Origin of the sequence: Pontibacter sp. SGAir0037 (assembly GCF_005491705.1) — a bacterium.
In the GTDB taxonomy this organism is placed as follows: Bacteria; Bacteroidota; Bacteroidia; order Cytophagales; family Hymenobacteraceae; genus Pontibacter.
On record NZ_CP028092.1, the window covers coordinates 3,051,315 to 3,069,693 of the forward strand.

The 18,379-nt window shown below is 45.7% G+C and carries 7 protein-coding genes; 3 read left to right on the forward strand and 4 right to left on the reverse strand.

All coding sequences use genetic code 11. The features are described 5' to 3' along the window. Positions 1-30: 30 nt before the first annotated feature. The 4 genes from C1N53_RS12475 to C1N53_RS12490 all read right to left on the reverse strand — a co-directional run bounded on the left by C1N53_RS12475 (position 31) and on the right by C1N53_RS12490 (position 8,585). Positions 31-1,611, reverse strand: a complete 1,581-nt coding sequence (locus C1N53_RS12475) for a RagB/SusD family nutrient uptake outer membrane protein (RefSeq protein WP_137759628.1) — start codon at positions 1,609-1,611, stop codon at positions 31-33. 26 nt (positions 1,612-1,637) lie between these two features. Further along, on the reverse strand, positions 1,638-4,703 hold the full coding sequence (locus C1N53_RS12480) for a TonB-dependent receptor (RefSeq protein WP_137759629.1): 3,066 nt from the start codon (positions 4,701-4,703) through the stop codon (positions 1,638-1,640). A 572-nt stretch (positions 4,704-5,275) separates the two neighbouring features. Then, the gene (locus C1N53_RS12485) at positions 5,276-6,895 is read right to left on the reverse strand and encodes a DUF6377 domain-containing protein (protein ID WP_137759630.1); all 1,620 of its coding nucleotides are present in this window, start codon (positions 6,893-6,895) and stop codon (positions 5,276-5,278) included. 412 nt (positions 6,896-7,307) lie between these two features. Continuing rightward, positions 7,308-8,585 (reverse strand): amidohydrolase family protein, encoded by a 1,278-nt coding sequence (locus C1N53_RS12490; protein WP_137759631.1) that lies wholly within the window; start codon positions 8,583-8,585, stop codon positions 7,308-7,310. A 156-nt stretch (positions 8,586-8,741) separates the two neighbouring features. Between C1N53_RS12490 and C1N53_RS12495 the strand changes: the two genes are divergently transcribed. The 3 genes from C1N53_RS12495 to C1N53_RS12505 all read left to right on the forward strand — a co-directional run bounded on the left by C1N53_RS12495 (position 8,742) and on the right by C1N53_RS12505 (position 18,319). Further along, positions 8,742-10,400, forward strand: coding sequence for a M28 family peptidase (locus tag C1N53_RS12495; protein ID WP_137759632.1), 1,659 nt, complete (start codon positions 8,742-8,744; stop codon positions 10,398-10,400). A gap of 480 nt (positions 10,401-10,880) precedes the next feature. Continuing rightward, the gene (locus C1N53_RS12500; protein ID WP_137759633.1) at positions 10,881-15,824 is read left to right on the forward strand and encodes a translocation/assembly module TamB domain-containing protein; all 4,944 of its coding nucleotides are present in this window, start codon (positions 10,881-10,883) and stop codon (positions 15,822-15,824) included. A 122-nt stretch (positions 15,825-15,946) separates the two neighbouring features. Beyond that, positions 15,947-18,319 (forward strand): BamA/TamA family outer membrane protein, encoded by a 2,373-nt coding sequence (locus C1N53_RS12505; protein WP_137759634.1) that lies wholly within the window; start codon positions 15,947-15,949, stop codon positions 18,317-18,319. The last annotated feature ends 60 nt before the right edge of the window (positions 18,320-18,379 follow it).

Genomic DNA, 18,379 nt, shown 5'->3' on the forward strand with positions numbered 1-18,379 from the left:
ATTCTTTCCTTATTTTATTAAGATAAATAATTAATAACCAGTATTCTGCACCAAATTGGTATTGGCACCTAAATCGCTTGACGGGATCGGGAAAAGCCTGTAAATATCACTAACACCTCTACCTTCTTTAACACCACCTTTCCAAGGCCATACATAGTCACCGGAAGTAAATCTTCCATAGCGAATAAGGTCTGTGCGTCGGAATGCTTCCCAGTACAATTCCCGGCCTCTTTCATCCAATATAAAATCCAGGGAAATGCTACCCACATTGCCCGAAGCATTTCCATAAGCCCGTGTTCTTAAAGCATTGATATACTCTAGTGCAGTACCCGTGTTGCCACCGGTTCCTCCTCGCAGAACAGCTTCAGCATAAATGAGATACATTTCAGCCAGGCGGATTAACGGAAAATCAGTTGAAACATAAGTACCTCCGGGCTGTGGCGTTGCACCTGTAGAAGTGATATTTCTAAACTTTGTCACTTTTAGTCCATCAGAAAAAGCAGAAGGATCATCCATCTCTGGTTTATTGCCATAGAACATGGCACGTTTGTCAGTATTTCCACTATAATCGGAGAAGAGGAAAGGAAGACTTTTAGTGCTGCGCACACCTCCCCAGCCGCCCCCAGGCACACCAAAAGCTGCCGGGTTCATTTCTGCATTAACAGCAGCATTAATGATATAAGTAGTTCCACCGTAGTTCTGAGTATTTACTACATCATAATTAATTGACAAAATAGTTTCAGAATTATTAACATCATTATCAGCCAGGAACAGCTCCCGGTAATTACTTTTCAGGGTATAGCCGGAATCGATTACTTTTTTAGCATAAGTAATAGCATCTGTATAGCGTGCTTCGCCGGTGTACACCTGTGCATTCAGGTATAACCGAGCCAGTAAAGCCCACGCTGCTGCCTGATCGGCACGCCCGTACTCATTCTGGCGCGGTGCTACCATCATCGATTCAATGGCGAGTAGTTCTGACTCTACATAAGCAAACAGTTCGGCCCTGGATATCTGTGGCGGCATAAACTTACCAATCGGATCATTCTCCGTTACGAAAGGCGGATTGCCAAACAAATCCATTGCCACCCAATACTGAAAGGCACGTAAGAAACGCGCTTCTGCACGGTAGTGTCTGATATCTTCAGCATCAGCTCCTGCAATACCTCTTTCACTTAGTTTGGCATCTGTAGACTCACGAATAAATTCATTGGCAACAGTAATCTGATAGAAAATCCTGTTGTACAAACCGGTGAGCATGATGTTGCCCGAAGTCCAGTTCAGGTTATGGAAGTTAGGCAAGCCAGGATCGTTCCAGGTAACATGTGCTTCCTCTGTAGTTAACTCCTGCGCGTTCCAGTATAAGCGCAGGAAGTCAGATGTACCCGCATCAATGCCACCTAAGTCAGAGCTACCAGAGCCATCGTTTCCAGTTAAGGCGAAGGCACCATATACTTTGGCCAGCACTTGTTTATACCCTTCCGGGGTACTATAAACAGTAACTGAGGTAGTAGCATTGGTCGGAGTCAGGTCAAGATCTGTATCGCACGCTGTAAGGCAGCCGAGTAAGAGAGCTGATATATAAGATATTTTTATGAAGAACCTTTTCATTTCTGTTTCTATATTAATGTGATGGACTAGAAGCCAAGATTTAAGCCTACAACAAAAGTTCTTGGTCGCAGATAGAAGTTATTATCAATACCACTGCTTATTTCAGGGTCTACGCCGGAATACTTGGTAACCGTAAACACGTTCTGGCCGGTCAGGCTCAGCACTAAGTTTGCTGCGTTAAATACTTTACCAGCGTTATAGCTTAAGGTAAGGTTATCCATCCTTAGGAAAGAGGCATTTTCGATGTAATAATCAGATTGGTATTGGTTATTAAAGAAGTTGGTGTTAAAGATGCTTGTGGTACTATTGCCTATAAACTCAGATGGGTTTAGGATGTTACGTTCCACACCCAGGTTCGCGGAGACATTGTTATAGATATAGTTGCCTAAATATGAGCGCACAATAGTACTTGCACTCCACTTCTTGTAATTAAGTTGTGTATTAAAACCCAATGTTACAATCGGGGCTGCTGCCTGATACCTGTAGCGGTCATTATCGTTAATGATGCCATCATCGTTTAGGTCTGCATAAACACCTTCCAGTGGCTTCCCGTTTTCATCGTATACCTGTTTGAAAACATAGAAGGAATACGGCCTGTAACCTTCCGAGTGAATCTGGATGTTTTGACCAGTCGCCCCGGAAATACCTCCCACTAAGTTTCCTGCAAAGGAAGGATCATCTGAAGCGGTAAGGTTAGTAATTTCGTTCCAGTTGGCTGTCAGGTTAAACCCAATGTTCCAGGTTACATCTTGTTTTTCCACGGCAACAGCATTCACATTAAATTCCAGGCCTCTGCTATCAATATTACCCACATTCGTTAAGATCAGGTTACTGAAGTTTGAACCAACCGGAGCAGGAATCACACTTAAAAGATCTTTTGTCCTTCTGTAATAAACGTCCAGGGAACCACTGATGCGGTTATTCAGGAAGCCATAATCCAGACCTGCGTTGGTAGCAGCTGTTTGCTCCCACTTCATGTTTGCATCGTAAGCAGCCGGCGCATACATATGGTAAAAAGAATTACCTAACTGGTATTGTGACGCTGGAGAACTCAGGTTGTAATTGGCCAGGTAAGAATAATTATAAATACCCTCCTGCTGCCCTGTTATACCATAGCTTAAGCGAAGTTTCAGGTCCGACAAAGAACCAACCGAATTCAGGAAAGGCTCATCGCTGACACGCCAGGCAATGGAAGCAGACGGGAAAACACCCCATCTGTTTTCGGGTGAGAACCTGGAAGAACCATCTGTCCTCAATGTACCGGTAAAGATGTACTTATCATGAAGCGTATAGATCAGACGGCCATAATAGGATTTGAGCCTGTTTTGTGGAATATCAAAAGGGAATACAGGGGTAGTTCCTGGCTGCACCTCACCACTGGCACTATAACTTGGATAGTTGTAGTTGGTAGTTTTGTTATCGTAAAAGCCGTAACCCGCAGTAAAATTAATATCACTGTTGATAGCTGCCAGGTTCTTTGTATAGTTGAGGTAGAACTCGAACACTCTGTTGTCGGTTGTTTGTCTATACCTGTTGTTTAAACCGGATAAAGCAGGGTTGTTATTGATTAAGTTTTGCCCTGCCTCTGCCGGAACAAAAATGGTTCCCTCGCCAGTAGCTATATCGTATCCCAGGTTCAGATTAGCGTGCAGGTCTGGCAGGAAGTGGAACTTATAGTCTAGTTGTGCATTTCCAAAACTCCTGCGCACTTTGCTACGGTCATCTCTCAGTTCCAGCAGAGATACCGGGTTACGGGAAGCATTAGGATTCAGCAGAATATTTTCACCTTGATCTGTCCTTTCCACCGTGGTCCATTCGAAATAATTTCCATACTGATTCTCGGTTCGGACAGGCTGCGTAGGGTCGAAAGCAACCGCAGCACCAATAGCACCCTGGTTCGCAAAGCGGGAGTTTGTGATAGAACCTTTTGCATTCAGGTCTATTTTCAGGTGATTATCAAAGAATTCCGGTGTCAGGCTAATAGCTGCAGACTGACGCTCGAATTTATCAGTGCGTAGCACACCTTCCTGATTCAAATATCCAAGAGAAACCCGATAAGGCATATTTTTCAAAGCTCCGGATACACTTAAGGTATTATCTGTGCCGAGCGCAGTCTGGTAAATTTCGTCTTGCCAATCAGTATTGGCATTTCCTAAAGAGGCTCTTTGCTCTTCGGTGCCGTTTTCGTTTACATAAGCCCTTAATTCGTCAGCACTTAGCACATCGACTTTCTTTGTTACAGTAGACGTAATAAACTGAGAATTAAAATTAACAGTCGTTTTTCCACCCTTGCCCCTTTTAGTCGTAATCAGCACAACACCATTCGACGCCCTGGAACCATAAATAGCAGTTGCCGAAGCATCCTTCAATATGGTCATCGTCTCGATGTCGTTTGGGTTAATCAGACTTAGTGGATTTGTAGCTCCCGAAATACCATATCCTGTTAGAGGCACACCATCCACTACTATCAATGGATCGTTACTGGCATTTAAAGAAGCGCCGCCCCGTATACGAATTGTGCTACCTGCTCCGGGCTGACCGCCATTAGAGGTAATCTGCACTCCGGCTACTTTACCTGTTATCAGTTGTTCTGGCGTAACCACATTGCCACGCTGAAAATCCTCTGCTGATACGGAGGTGAGGGAACCAGACACATCTTCACTCTTTTGAGTACCATAACCTATTACAACCACTTCGCCAAGTGCCTTGGCATCTGTACCAAGTGTTACGGCAATGGTAGACCGGTTATTAATGGGTACTTCCTGTGTCTGAAAGCCTATGTAAGAAAATACCAGTGTGCCGTTCGCACTTGGAACGGTAATGGTAAAGTTGCCATTCGCATTGGTCGGCGCAGCCGTAGAGCTTCCTTTCAAGAGAACAGTAACACCAGGTAAACCTACTCCATTTTCGTCAGTTACCCTCCCATTTACAGTATGGGTATTTTGAGCCACACCAGGTGTAGCCAGTAGCAATGTTAAAATAAAGAATGATGCAAGCCCCAATACCCAAACAGCAGATCTGCCAGGGCGAGATGGTTTATTAAATAAGAGTGGCTCTACATCCTGTAGCCAATGAGTTAGAATTTTTATCATAAATTATCAATTTGAATTTTTATAAATGCCTTGTTCATGAGTATGTACAAATAGCTGCGAAGACATAAGTAAGAATGAGCAATCACACACTATACTACAAACATGCGGAGCTGATCACTCAAAAAGAATTAGTAAGTAAAAAAAGTAGAAAAAAGTAATGCTTGTAAATAGCAAACCATCTCAATACCAGATATTTACTAAACCCAAAACGACTTAAAAAAGTAACTAAAAAGTAGGTGCTTTTTGGCCTGTATTTTTAGTTTTTAGCCCGACTTGAGCAGAAACAAAGCACCTTTCGAACTTTTAGAGTGAAGCTGACAACGAAGTAATCTAGAAAAATTAAAATTTAAATGGAGCAAATATTCACTTAAAAATGAGCAAACACTCACCAGTATTTTATACGACTATACATAAAAAATAGCAAGAGTATATACTTTATTTGATGGCAAAAAATTTGATGGAAAGCCTAAAGAATTAAAAAAAGGCAGGCACAAGCAGATATGGCTAAAATTATAGAATCTACAGCATTAAAGTACAATTTAAAGGCTGTAAATCCTGTGTTATAACCTTAATTAAAAAGCCTTAATTTCCATAATTCTTTTTTCGAACTCATCGTTCGGAACAATGGACCGGTTCTTCACTTTGGTTTTATAATTATAGATGGTGCTAACCGAATACTCCAGCATGCTGGCAATCTGCTCATGGTCATGGATGCCAATCCGGATCAGGGCAAAGATCCTCATTTCTATATTCAACGAATCTTTGTCTTTCAAAACAACCCGGTCTTCCTCTTTAAATAAAGAGTTAAAAGTGGGTACAAAGCTTGGGAAAAGCTTTAGGAAAATTCTGTCAAAGCTCAGGTACAGATCTTCCCGCTCCTTCTTAAGGTTGATACTCTTCATCACTTGCCCAAGCTCATCAACCTTTTTGGCCCTTAACTTATTGTCAAGCGACTTTTTAAATTTCTCCATCTTATCGATGTAGCCAGAGTACATACCAAACGAATATCCGATATATTCTTCCTTTATTCGGTTAGCCTCTACAAGGCTTTTATTTATTTCGTGCAGATTATTGTTTGCCTCTGTTACCGTTCGCTTAGCTTCACGAAGCTGTTTAAGCTGCCTGAAAATTATCACCACAAAGGCCAGCACTAATACCGAGAGCAGCGTCACCACAATAGAGTAGGTAAACAAACGGCTCCGTTGGTTTTCTACAGTCACCAGCCTCTCCCCTTCAATAATGGGCAGTATGGCCGACACATAAATTTTCCGCTGCCTTGCACCATAAAAGGTGGCATCGTCCTGTGCCTGTTTTATATAAGTATAGGCCCTGCTTTCGTCGCCGTTATTATACAACAATTCCGCCAGGTACATCATGGCTGTGGTTTCTCTTGTTGATGATTTTATATCCGCTATGGCAGCCTGTGCCATCATGGCAATGGCTTTGTCTGTTTCGCCTAACCTTTCGTAGATATTTGCCAGCAAAGCGGCAGCCATGGCATAATCGTGGAAAGAAGGAGAAGGAGTAAAATTGTATAATATGTGTTCGAAATCACTTCTGGCTGCCTCAAGCTTTCCCTCATTCAGCCGCTTTATGCCTCTTAAATTGTAAAACTGCAGTGTGTTTTTGCTCACAAGGGTAAGGGCGGAATCAGTGTAGGCATCGCCATTTTCGGCATAGCGCCGGGTATAGTAAATGTCTTTGTTGTACGCCCCCAGGTCGTAGTACGTGCGCGAGTTAAGCACATAATATGCTACTTTTATACTGTCAGGCATATTCGCCAAAGAAACAGTATGCAGGGAGTCAAATGTTTCTTTATACATGCCCGATGATAGCAGTGTAAAGGTGAGTTTTAGTTTAGCATAGGTTGCTTTTACAGGATCATCCAGTCGGCGGGCTGTTTCCTGAAGCTTGAGCGCGTACGCAAAAGCAGAATCATATTTAAAAGCCTGGTATTCCGAATACAGATCGCTGTAGATCTTGAATTGCTGCTGCAAAGGCATCTCAGCCGACTCCTGCAGGTTTTGCTTTAACTGCTGAATCCGGGCCTGTTTCTTCTCGGTGTAGGTTTCTCTGTTCTTAATTACCTGTCCGAGTTCATTCAGAATGCTATCAGTAGCTGCTGTTGGAAAAGCATAGGAAACTGATGCATAAAAGAACAATAAAAGCACTAAAATATTCTTACGCATCATTTATCGGTAACTTCGAAATCAATTAAATAAGGCCTGTGCACAACCCAATCCTGGAGTAGCTCCCGGATAAAGCCAAAACGATGTCCACGCCAGCTAATATTGTTTTACTAATATGGAAGTATGCTTGCATAAGGTTCAGCAAAAGTACTGTCCCTGCTACCTTCCCGCTCCCGGTTCCCAGACATGCACAAAATTGGTTACCAGTGACTAAATCAGGCGCAAGATAACAATTTTTCAGATTAGTTTTCTGTCATACCCAGACACAAGCAGCCGCAAGTAGGTAGTTAATCACTTATAGCAAGCGTAAAAGTAACAGGCAAAGAAAAGCAATGTTTCATATTTGCACCTGAAACTCCCTTTTTCCAGTATTAAACAGCCGAAACATCCTTTTAATTTATCCCAGGCCCCGCTGTTACTGTTTATAAATGATGCCATCCTTCATCACAAGCCGCACCTGCCGTACCCGTGAAATGTCTTCGGCAGGGTTTCCGTCTACCACCACTATATCGGCCAGCATGCCTGCTTTTATCCGGCCAACTTTTTCACTTATCCGGAAGACATCTGCATTAACCGAAGTAGCCGAACGCAGTACATCTACTGGTTTCATGCCGTATTCCACCATCATTTCCATTTCCCGCGCATTATCGCCGTGCGGAAAAACACCTACATCACCTCCCATACAAATAGTAACACCAGCATCCAGAGCTGCTTTAAAGCTCTTTCGCTTTGCCCTGATCCGTTCAGGTTCTTCAGCAGTGCCTTTCTTCCAGCCGCCATATTGCAGAATAGCATCGCCCGCAGCCAGTGTAGGGCAAAGGGCCACGTTGTGTTTCTTCATCAGCCTGTAAACTTCAGATGTAGCTCCATCGCCATGCTCTATGGTAGTAATGCCAGCCATTACAGCCCTGCGCATGCCTTCAGCCGTGGAAGCATGCGCCACTACAGGCCTGCCACTACTTTGGGCAATCTCCACCACTTTCCTGAGTTCTTCTTCGGTAAAGGTAGGAGCCGCCTGCCCATTCAGCCCCCAGCGGTAGTCGGCGTATACTTTTATCAGGTCGGCCCCATTGCCAATTTGCGCCCTCACCTCCCTGGTAAGGCCCTCTGCTCCATCGGCCACGGCGGCACCTATAGGCGTTTCTATTTCATAGCTCAGCTCTTTGGGTCCGTAGCTGCCTGTGGCCACAATGGCCCTGGTGGCAATCAGCATTCTGGGCCCTATAATTACATTTTTCTCAATGGCCTGCTTCAGGCCCACATCATCATACCCGGCACCTTCTGTGCCTAAATCACGCACAGTCGTAAAACCAGCCAGTAATGTTTTCTGTGCATGCACCGTAGCTCTGGCAACACGCTCTACCCGCGATTCCTTCAGCACCTGGTTGTTCCAGCTCACTTCGTTGTAAGGGTGCAGAAACAGGTGACTATGCCCTTCTATCAAGCCTGGAAGCAATGTAGTACCTTTTAGCTCCACTACCTGTACACCTGCAGGCAGCTGTGTAATGTTACTGCCAGCTGCCTCTATTCTATTATTTTTAACCAGCACCTGCCAGTTTGTATGCATGGTTTCACCATCGAAAACACGATCCGGCTTTAAAAGATACCAGGTATCTGATGTAGCCTGCCGGGCAAAAAGAGCGGCAAAGGGCAGGCAAACCATAAGAAGGAGCAAGCATAGGATGCGGTACATAGGCTAAGTTATTTAACCGCCCAAGTTCTGTATTTTTTATCAATTTTTAAATTGATGCTGCCTCCATAACACTTATTCCTATACCAGGAGCAACGGGATATGATAAAATAAAATTTTTGTACTTACCTTTAAGTTTCAACAAGAGTTAACGACTACATGAAACGAATTTATTCTTTGCTATTGCTTGGCGGCTTACTTTACGCAGGTAACGCTTTTTCTCAGGAAGTTAAACTGGAGAAGAAAGTAGAGAAGAGCCTGAAAAAGGTAAAGCCGAACGATATAAAAAACCATATCGCTTACCTGGCCGATGATAAGCTAAAAGGCCGCTTGCCTGGTACCGAGGGTTACCAGATGGCGGTTGACTATGTGATTGGCAAGTATACAGCTATGGGCATAGAACCGGCCGGTGAAAACGGCACTTACCTGCAACGTGTCCGAATACGGAAATCAGTTGTAGCACCATCGGCTACCGCTTCTTTCAGCAATGCAACAGGCACAGAAGAAACACTCGCTTACGGAAAAGATTTTGCGTTGTACCCGAACCTGGAGGAGCAAAATGTTACAGCCAATGTTCCGCTTGTTTTTGCTGGTTTTGGCATCAGTGCACCCGACATGGGTTATGATGATTATGCGTCTGTGGATGCCAGAGGAAAGATCGTAGTTGTTTTCAGGGGCGCCCCTGCCAGCTTCCCCTCTACGGTAGCCTCCGCCAGCATGGACACGCAGGTAATTCTCCAGACAGCTGCAGACCATGGTGCTGTGGGAGTTATCATGGCATCTTCTAATCCTACAGCGCCTGTGGGTAACCTGCAACGTGGGGTAAACAGTGTGATGGGGCCAGATGGAAAAGTAGCTGTTTCAAGAACGTTTAATGAGCAGATAAAGCTTTTCGGACTTGTTACGGAGCCGGTTTTTCAGAAGCTCGTACAGGGTAGCGGCCTTGAAACAGAAAAAACAATTGCCTCTCTTAAAGCCGGTACGCCCGTTTCAACTGCACTCACTACTTCTCTGAAAGCGTCCTATACATCCTCTTACGAAGACATAGAGAGCTACAATGTGGTAGGCCGCATTACGGGTTCTGACCCGCAGCTGAAAAACGAATACATCGTACACAGCGCGCACCTCGACCACGTGGGCATAGGCCGCCCTATCAATGGCGACTCTATTTATAACGGTGCACATGATAATGCCTCTGGTGTTGCCAGCCTTTTGGAAATTGGCAAAATCTATTCCCGCATCAAAGCCAAGCCAAAGCGTTCTGTGCTGTTAGTAATGGTTACAGCGGAGGAAATGGGCTTGCTGGGATCGGCCTACTTTGCTAAAAACCCAACAGTGCCGAAAGAAAACATCGTTGCCGATATCAATACTGATATGCCTACTATTATTGCGCCTCTCTTATCGGCTGTTCCGCTGGGTGCAGCCCACTCTACTCTGGAGCAACAGGTAATGCAGGCCAGCGCTTATTTGGGTATCGACATAGAGGAAGACCCGGAGCCGGAGCAAAACCGCTTTGTGCGCAGCGACCAATACAGCTTTGTATCCAACGGTATTCCTGCACTGCACATTAAGTATGGCAACAAAACTGCCGACGGTAAAAATAACCTCGATCAGTTTGTGAAAGAATGGCGCGAAGTATACTATCACAAGCCGCAGGATGGTATGGATGGTATCTTTGACTTCGAGGCAGGCAAGCGTTATGTGCAGCTTAACTTCCTGATTGGCTACCTGGTGGCACAAAGCTCTGAAAGGCCAAGCTGGAAGCCTGGCGACTATTTCGGAGAACGCTTCGGACAAGCCACTTCTTCTGTCAAATAAGAAAACTGTAGTTCACGCTTTCAATAAAAAGCCTTTCCTCTAGTTGTAGCGGAAAGGCTTTTTTTTTACGCACCCGCCCCTTCCTTTCTGTCTTCCTCTCCAGGCACTTTATCAAAGCTGGCGCAACTTAGCTTACAGCTAAAACACAAACTTCGAATAACAATACTCTTTCCGTTTGTTTAAGAGTAAAAATAGCCTTTTACGTGGTTTAAAGGGCCAAACAGGCAGATCAAAAGCATGAAGTAAGACAATTTCAGGCTTTGAGATTATCCTTATATTCAATTTTTCGTAAGTGCATGCATAACCACCTAAACATTTAATATTATCGCAACGGCTAAACATATAGGGAAAGTCTTCTTAAAGATAATACTCTGGCTGCTCATCTTTGTAGTCGGTTTAATTATACTGATCATTATTGCCTTACAAATCCCTAAGGTACAAAACTTTGCTGCCCAGAAAGGCGCTTCTTACCTGTCTGAAATGCTGGATACCCGTGTAGAGATAGGCGGACTGACCACCGGCTGGCGAAACTCCATTGTACTGGAAAATATTTATGTAGAAGATCAGCAGCAGGATACCCTTTGGTACAGCGAAAGGCTGGGTGTAGACATTAAATTTTTTGCCTTGCTAAAAGGACAGGTAAATATTGGCAAAGTACATTTAAAGAATGCCTCAGCCAATGTACACATCCGGCCTGACAGCACCAGCAATTTCGATTTTATTACAGAAGCATTTGCCGGCGACACCACCGCAGCCGCTACTCCAGCCGATACAACGTCGGGAGGCATGGCTATTAGCCTGGATGTGATCGATCTCGAAAATATAAAGCTGCGTTTCCGGGATGAAGCCGGAGGTAATATGGTTGCAGGTCGTATCGGAAGATTTCTGACGACCATGGAAGAACTTGACCTGGAGAATGAACGGTACCTGGTGGATGCTATTGAGCTGCGAAACACGAAAGTAGAATATGTGCAGACAAAGATTCCGCCACCAGCCGACGAAGAACCTTCTGATCCGCTGGAAATGGAGTTCGGGCTGAACAGGGTGGCCCTCGAAAACATCGACATCAGCTATAAAAGCGAAGTAGCGGACCAATTTATCGAACTCAGGCTGGGAGAATCTGAACTTACGACAGATAACATTGACCTGCCTAACGCACGGGTAGACCTTCGCAGTTTCGACCTGAAAAATACCTCGCTGGTGTATGTACAGGAAAAATACAAAGACCCGGATTCTCTTGCCATAAACCCGGCCCGTACCGTAGAGAAGCTCGACAAGTCTGTAGAAGAGTCGAGCGGGCAGCCTATGGACTGGACCGTGAACCTGAACAACATGAACATTGCAGGCCTGCATGTTCGGTTTGATAACTTTAACACGCCAGCGCAAGCCCAGGGAATGGACTTTAACCACATGGTTTTTAAAGACATTCAGCTGAACGCAAAGGATGTGCTTTATAGCCAGAACAAAATGGGCCTGAACCTGCAGCAACTTACACTACAGGAAAAGAGCGGCTTTAAAGTAAATAATTTCCAGGCACAAATTGCAATGGATTCCACCAGCGCAAGCCTTACCGATCTCGACCTGCAGACAGGGCACAGCCGCTTCCGAAAAGAACTTGCCGTACAATATCCATCGCTGGAAGCAGCAGCAGAAAATCCAAACCTGGTATCTCTCCGACTGGATATCGACAACAGTTATATTGGAATGCAGGATGCCTTATACTTTGTTCCTGACCTGGCGCAAAACCCGTCGTTCAGAACAGTTGCCAATTCTACCATCCGTTTAAACGGACAGGCTGAAGGCCGGCTGGATAACCTGAATATAAACAGCTTTCAGGTAGCAGGGCTGCAAGGCACATCCATTAATATAAGTGGCAATGTGCGCAATGCCATGGACCCGGACAGGCTGTTCGTCGACCTGAACCTGAACCGCTTTGCCACCACCCGAACCGATATTATGGCCCTGGCTCCTCCGGGCACCATTCCACCTGATATCAATATACCAGCAAACGTAGCCCTGACAGGTAACTACACCGGCACACTGGAGAATTTCGATGCCAATGCGACACTGCAAACGTCCTATGGCAATATAAATGCCGTGGTAGATATGCAGCCAGGCCCAACAACTGCAGCCCCTTTTAATGCCCGTGTCCGGACAGACCGCTTCGACCTGGAACAGCTGCTGGGCCCTGAAATGGGGGTAGGCACCATATCTATGGAAGCGACAGCTACTGGAGCTGGCTTCGATCCGGAAACAATGCGAGCCGATGTAAGAGCTACTATCAGAGAAGCTGTTTACAACGACTATCGCTACAACAATATCGTTGTCAACGCTAAAGTAGATCAAAACCGCTACCTGGTAGAGGCATCTTCAAAAGACGAGAATCTGGCCTTCGACTTAAACGGTGATTTTAACTTACGGAACAGCGAGCAGCCACAGTACGCTTTCGATGCGGATATAGACGGAATCAACCTGCAGGAACTCCACCTGTATGCCGATGATCTGGCCATTCAGGGAAAGCTGAAGGGCAACTTTACCGGTGCAGACCTGAGTAATCTGAGGGGCAACCTGGAGGCAAGTGAACTGGTAGTACGCCATCAGCAGGTACCGTATGCCCTGGATTCTGTTCAGTTGGCATTAGCCCAGTCGCCAACGCTTACCGAAGTACAGCTGAATTCCAAAATAATGGATGCTGATATGCGCTTCACCAATAGCCTGGAAACCTTGCCTACAGCACTGCAGAAACACTTTTCCAATTACCTGGACCTGCAACCAGATCCACCCTACCCTGCCGATCTGAGCCTGGGCGACTTTAACTTTACCATGCAGCTCCGAAACATTGAACTCATAAAGTCCTTTGTACCCGACCTGGAAACGCTGAAACCCTCCGCTCCTATTACAGGTGCCTACAGCCGAGAAACACAGACTTTTACCATGGACGGAGGTTTCAGCCTGATCGAATACCAGGACTTCGACCTGAAAGACTTTGTGATGGAAGTACGCGGCAATCAGGAACAGTTAGGCTACAGCCTTGGCCTGAGTGAAGTCTCTTCTCCTTCTTTTTTGGTGCAGAATATCCTGCTGGATGGAGCCGCCCGGGACGATGATATGACGTTACGCCTGGCCATTTCCGAAGATAACGGAGACCCTCGCTTTATGCTGGGTGGCCACTTAAGCAGCGTCAGCAGAAACGGGTATCGCTTTGCCCTGAATCCGGGCCAGATCTACATCAACAGCGAAGCCTGGACAGTGCCTGAAGATAACTACTTCCAGTTTGGCGGAGATGTACTGTACGCCAACAACATTCGCATACAGCGAGGCAACAGTTTTATACTGGCTAACAGCCTGGGAGAGGTTGCCCCGAATGCCCCGCTGCAGGTACAGTTCGGTAATTTCGAAATAGCTTACCTGATGGAATCCTTTCAGCAGGCCGACAGCCTGATTGCAGGCACAATAAACGGCGAAGCTACCCTGCGCAACCTGACAGAAGGCAACATGGCGTTTACATCAGATATTGGCATCAGCAGCTTGGCCTATATGGGAGTACCTGTAGGAGATATAGCATTAAGAGCCAACAGTGCTACCGAAAACCGCTATAACCTTGAGGCATCGCTTACAGGCAACGGCAACAGAGTACTGATCGGAGGCTTTTATGAGGCACAACCGGAAACCAGTACCCTGAACCTCGATGCGAACATAGAAACGATAAACCTGGCTGCCTTGCAAGGCTTTACAGCCGACATGGTAACCGATATGGGAGGCACTATAAGTGGCAACATGGCTGTCAGAGGCTCTGTAGCCGATCCTGATATTACCGGCCAGCTGAACTTTAACCAGGCACAGTTTAACCCTACCATGGTCGGCAGCCTTTACCGCCTGCAGAACGAGCGTATTGTATTCAACCAGCAAGGTATCAACTTTCCTAACTTTACGATTACAGACATCAACAACAATAATTTAGTAGTAAACGGCAACATCCTGACACAGGACTATACCGATTTCCGCTTCGACATGGGTATTACAACCGATCGTTTCCTGGCTGTAAACTCAACTGTAAACGATAACGACCTGTTCTATGGAAAACTGCTCCTGGCAACGAATACCACCATAAAAGGCACCATGGCCGTACCGGTAATCAACGCCAGAGTTGAAGTATTAGACGGTTCCAACATGTCGTTTGTAGTACCTGCCGATGAAGCTGGTGCAGCCGCTCAGGAAGGTATTGTACAATATGGCAGCCTGAACGACTCCATCTATTACATGGTACAACAGGGAATGGAAGACGCTGAGACTTCGGGTTTTGTAGGGGCTGTGATAGATGCCGAGATCGTGGTTACCGATGCCTCTCCTTTTACTGTCGTAATTGATCCGCTTACAGGCGATCAACTGGAAATAAGAGGGAATGGTACCTTAACCACTGCTATAGCGCCTAATGGCGAAATTAACCTTTCCGGCAGATACGATATCACAGACGGACTCTACCAGATGGCATTTTACAGCCTGGTAGAGCGCGAGCTTCGAATAGCAGAGGGCAGTTATATTGCCTGGGCCGGCGATCCTTTGATGGCAGATGTAAATATTTCAGCCATTTATGATGTAAAAACGGCCCCGCGTGAACTGGTAGCCTCTGAAATAACCGGCGATCAGACCGAGCAGAACCAACTCCGTAACCAGCTTCCGTTCCAGGTTTTTGTAAATGTTGAAGGAGAAATGCTGGAGCCAGAGATCGGGTTTGATATACAACTACCTGAAGAAGAAAGAGGGGCCTTTGACGGGCAGATAGAAGCTAAACTGGTATCGCTGCGACAGGATGAGTCTGAAATGAACAAACAGGTATTTGCCCTGCTGGTTTTAGGAAGGTTCCTGGCCCCTGATCCTCTGCAGAGTTCTGGTGGAGGTTTAGCCGCGTCGGCCCGAAACAGCCTGAGCCAGGTAATGAATGACCAGCTAAGCCGCCTGACGGACCGCTATGCAGGAGGCTTAGGCCTGGAGCTGGGAGTAAACTCTTATGAAGACTACTCTTCCGGCGCAGCAGAAGGCCGGACAGACCTGAATGTGGCAGTACGGCAGCAGTTCCTGAACGACAGGCTTACGGTAAGAGTAGGTGGCGACATTGGATTGGAAGGCCAGAGCACCGAGCAAAACTCGATGAGCAACTTTGGCGGAGATATTTCGGTAGAATACTCCATTTTACCTGATGGCCGCCTGCGAGTAAGAGGATTCCGCAGAAACCAGTACGAAAGCTTCCTGGAAGGAGATGTGCAGGCAACCGGTGCCTCTTTGATTTTCCAGCGTGACTATGATAACTTCTCTGAGCTTTTTAAAGGTGCCGAGAGAAGGCAGGCAAGGCGGGAAGAGCGCCGCAGAGAAGCCGCTACCGGCCCAACCAGTAGCAGCCAGTTACAGGCCGTAGAATTTGACTAAGCAAATAACACGCCTGCCTATCTTATGGACAGGCAGGCGTGTGCACGAACATATAAAATGCAGCAGGGACTTATCACCCATCGTTGCATCTACACACTAAACCTTGCAGCACATAGCAACCCATGATCAAAAATATACCGACCAGCTATTGGTTATTCAACAGTAAAACACTTTACTTTTTTCTCCTGGCACTATTTATAGCATCAGGCTGCAGCAGTACGAAAAGTGTACCTGAAAACGATGCCTTGTTTGCCGGCTATAATGTAAAAGTAGAAGGTGAACCAGAAAAGCCAAGCCGCAAGGCACTGGAAGCCGAATTAGACGGAACTGTTCGCCCAAAACCGAACAGCTCTATTCTGGGCCTTCGTTTTAAGCTCTGGATTTATAACGCTATGGGCGACACAGCCGACACAGGCGGTATTAAAGGTTGGATTAAAGAAAAAGTGGGAGAACCTCCTGTATTGCTCTCACAGGTAGATACCACCACCATAGCTGATGTTATGAGCAGCAGGCTCAACAACCTGGGCTATTTTGATAATGAAGTAGGAAGCACCACGCAGATAAAAAAGAAAAAAGCTACTGTTGAATGGAAAGCTAGTGTGCAGCCACCTTACCGCATTCGCAATATAGTTTATCCGGAAGGGGATTCACTGCAGCTATACAGCCACATAAGAGCAACAAAAGAAGAGTCACTGCTTAAGGTTGGCGATCCGTTCAGGCTGCAGACGATGGTGCAGGAGCGGGAACGCATTGATAATGTGCTTAAAAATAAAGGCTTTTTCTACTTCAGCCCCGATTTCCTTGCCTTCAGGGTAGACACAACACTTGGCGAAAGGCTGTATGATGTTAGAATCCTGGTGAAACGCGATGCACCAGCCTTCGCTTTACAACCTTACAAAATAGATGATATCTACATTACCACCAACCATACGGTTTCTGAGAGCAACGTTGATAACGACACGCTTAAGTTCGAACGGTTCTACTACATCCCGGACGAAAACTATGTAAAGTCCAAGCACCTGGCGCACGGGCTGTTTCTGGAAAGAGACAGCTTGTATACACGCCAGAACCACCTGCTTACTACCAGCAGGCTGATGGGACTGGGAGCATTTAAATTTGTAAACGTCAGGTTTAACCGCGATACGTTACAGGAAAACAGGTTAGATGCTGAAATATCGCTGACCCCTAACCTGAAAAAGTCGCTGCGGGTAGAAACACAGTACGTCAATAAATCGAACAACTTTGCCGGACCCGGCATAACAGCTTCGTTCAGGAACCGCAACGCATTGCGGGGCTCGGAACTGCTGACAGTTAACCTCGATGCAAACTACGAAACCCAGATAGGCGGGCAACCTGCTGACGAAAGCAATTCAACATCCGGCAGATCTTCTGTATTGAATTCCTATGAACTGGGTATTCGTACCGATCTTACCTTCCCAAGATTTGTAGCACCTTTTTGGGCACCAAACCTAAGATCAGAATTTGTACCTAAAACCCGGATCAGCCTTGGCACCAGCCTTCTGAACAGAGTGCAGTTTTTTAGAATGAACTCTATTAACGCCTCTTATAGTTATAACTGGCGCCCAAAAAGAACACTGACATACGAAGTAACTCCAATTAATCTGCAGTATGTAAACCTGTTAAGCACTACTAGCGCTTTCGAAGAACGCCTTCAGTTAAACCCTTTTCTACAAAGAAGCTTTAATGACCAGTTTATCATCGGGTCAATTTATCAACTTACCATAAGCACTCAGGTTTATGAGGAAAGAAGACATCAATTCTTTGACAGGATTTCTCTGGATGTTTCCGGAAACATTCTAAATGGCTTATATAGTTTGACCGGAGCTGACAGTCCTACCGATGAGTTTCCAAGAACGATTGCAGGACAGCCCTTTTCTCAATACACCAGAATAGAAAATGATTTTAGATATTATTTAAAGTTCTCTGAAAAAAGTATGCTGGCTACCAGGTTTATTGCTGGTGCAGGCTTTACCTATGGCAACTCTGCTTCGCTACCCTATGTAAAACAATTCTCTATAGGTGGCAACAATAGTATAAGAGCTTTCAGGCCAAGAAGTATTGGTCCTGGTGCTTATCGTGATTCTACCGGAGTAGCCTTCTTCGATCAGGTGGGCGATATTAAATTTGAAACTAACATCGAATACAGATTTCCTATCGTCAGCTTACTAAGGGGTGCTCTGTTTGTTGATGCCGGAAATATATGGCTATTGCGCGACCAAGGGGCAACTGGTGCAAGAAGCAACGGTGAAAGTGGCCTTTTCAATGCCGGTAGCCTCATCAATGAACTGGCTGTAGGTACCGGATTCGGCCTTCGGGTGGATATCGAGTTCTTTGTAATTCGCCTCGATTTCGGTATACCTGTTCGGGTTCCTTACCTGCCAGTTGGCCAGCGCTATGTGTTAGATGATTTTAACTTTGGTTTCCGGGGAGATGCAGGTATGAACCTGAACATTGCCATTGGCTATCCTTTCTAGGATGCTTGCTACATGATTCCAACAAAAAGGCTGCCTGTACAAAGGCAGCCTTTTTGTTGG

Excerpts from the sequence above, each read along its gene's own strand:
- C1N53_RS12500 (WP_137759633.1), top strand. The coding sequence starts at position 10,881 with ATGCTGGATACCCGTGTAGAGATAGGCGGACTGACCACCGGCTGGCGA.
- C1N53_RS12490 (WP_137759631.1), bottom strand. The coding sequence starts at position 8,585 with ATGTACCGCATCCTATGCTTGCTCCTTCTTATGGTTTGCCTGCCCTTT.
- C1N53_RS12495 (WP_137759632.1), top strand. The coding sequence starts at position 8,742 with ATGAAACGAATTTATTCTTTGCTATTGCTTGGCGGCTTACTTTACGCA.
- C1N53_RS12505 (WP_137759634.1), top strand. The coding sequence starts at position 15,947 with ATGATCAAAAATATACCGACCAGCTATTGGTTATTCAACAGTAAAACA.
- C1N53_RS12485 (WP_137759630.1), bottom strand. The coding sequence starts at position 6,895 with ATGATGCGTAAGAATATTTTAGTGCTTTTATTGTTCTTTTATGCATCA.
- C1N53_RS12475 (WP_137759628.1), bottom strand. The coding sequence starts at position 1,611 with ATGAAAAGGTTCTTCATAAAAATATCTTATATATCAGCTCTCTTACTC.
- C1N53_RS12480 (WP_137759629.1), bottom strand. The coding sequence starts at position 4,703 with ATGATAAAAATTCTAACTCATTGGCTACAGGATGTAGAGCCACTCTTA.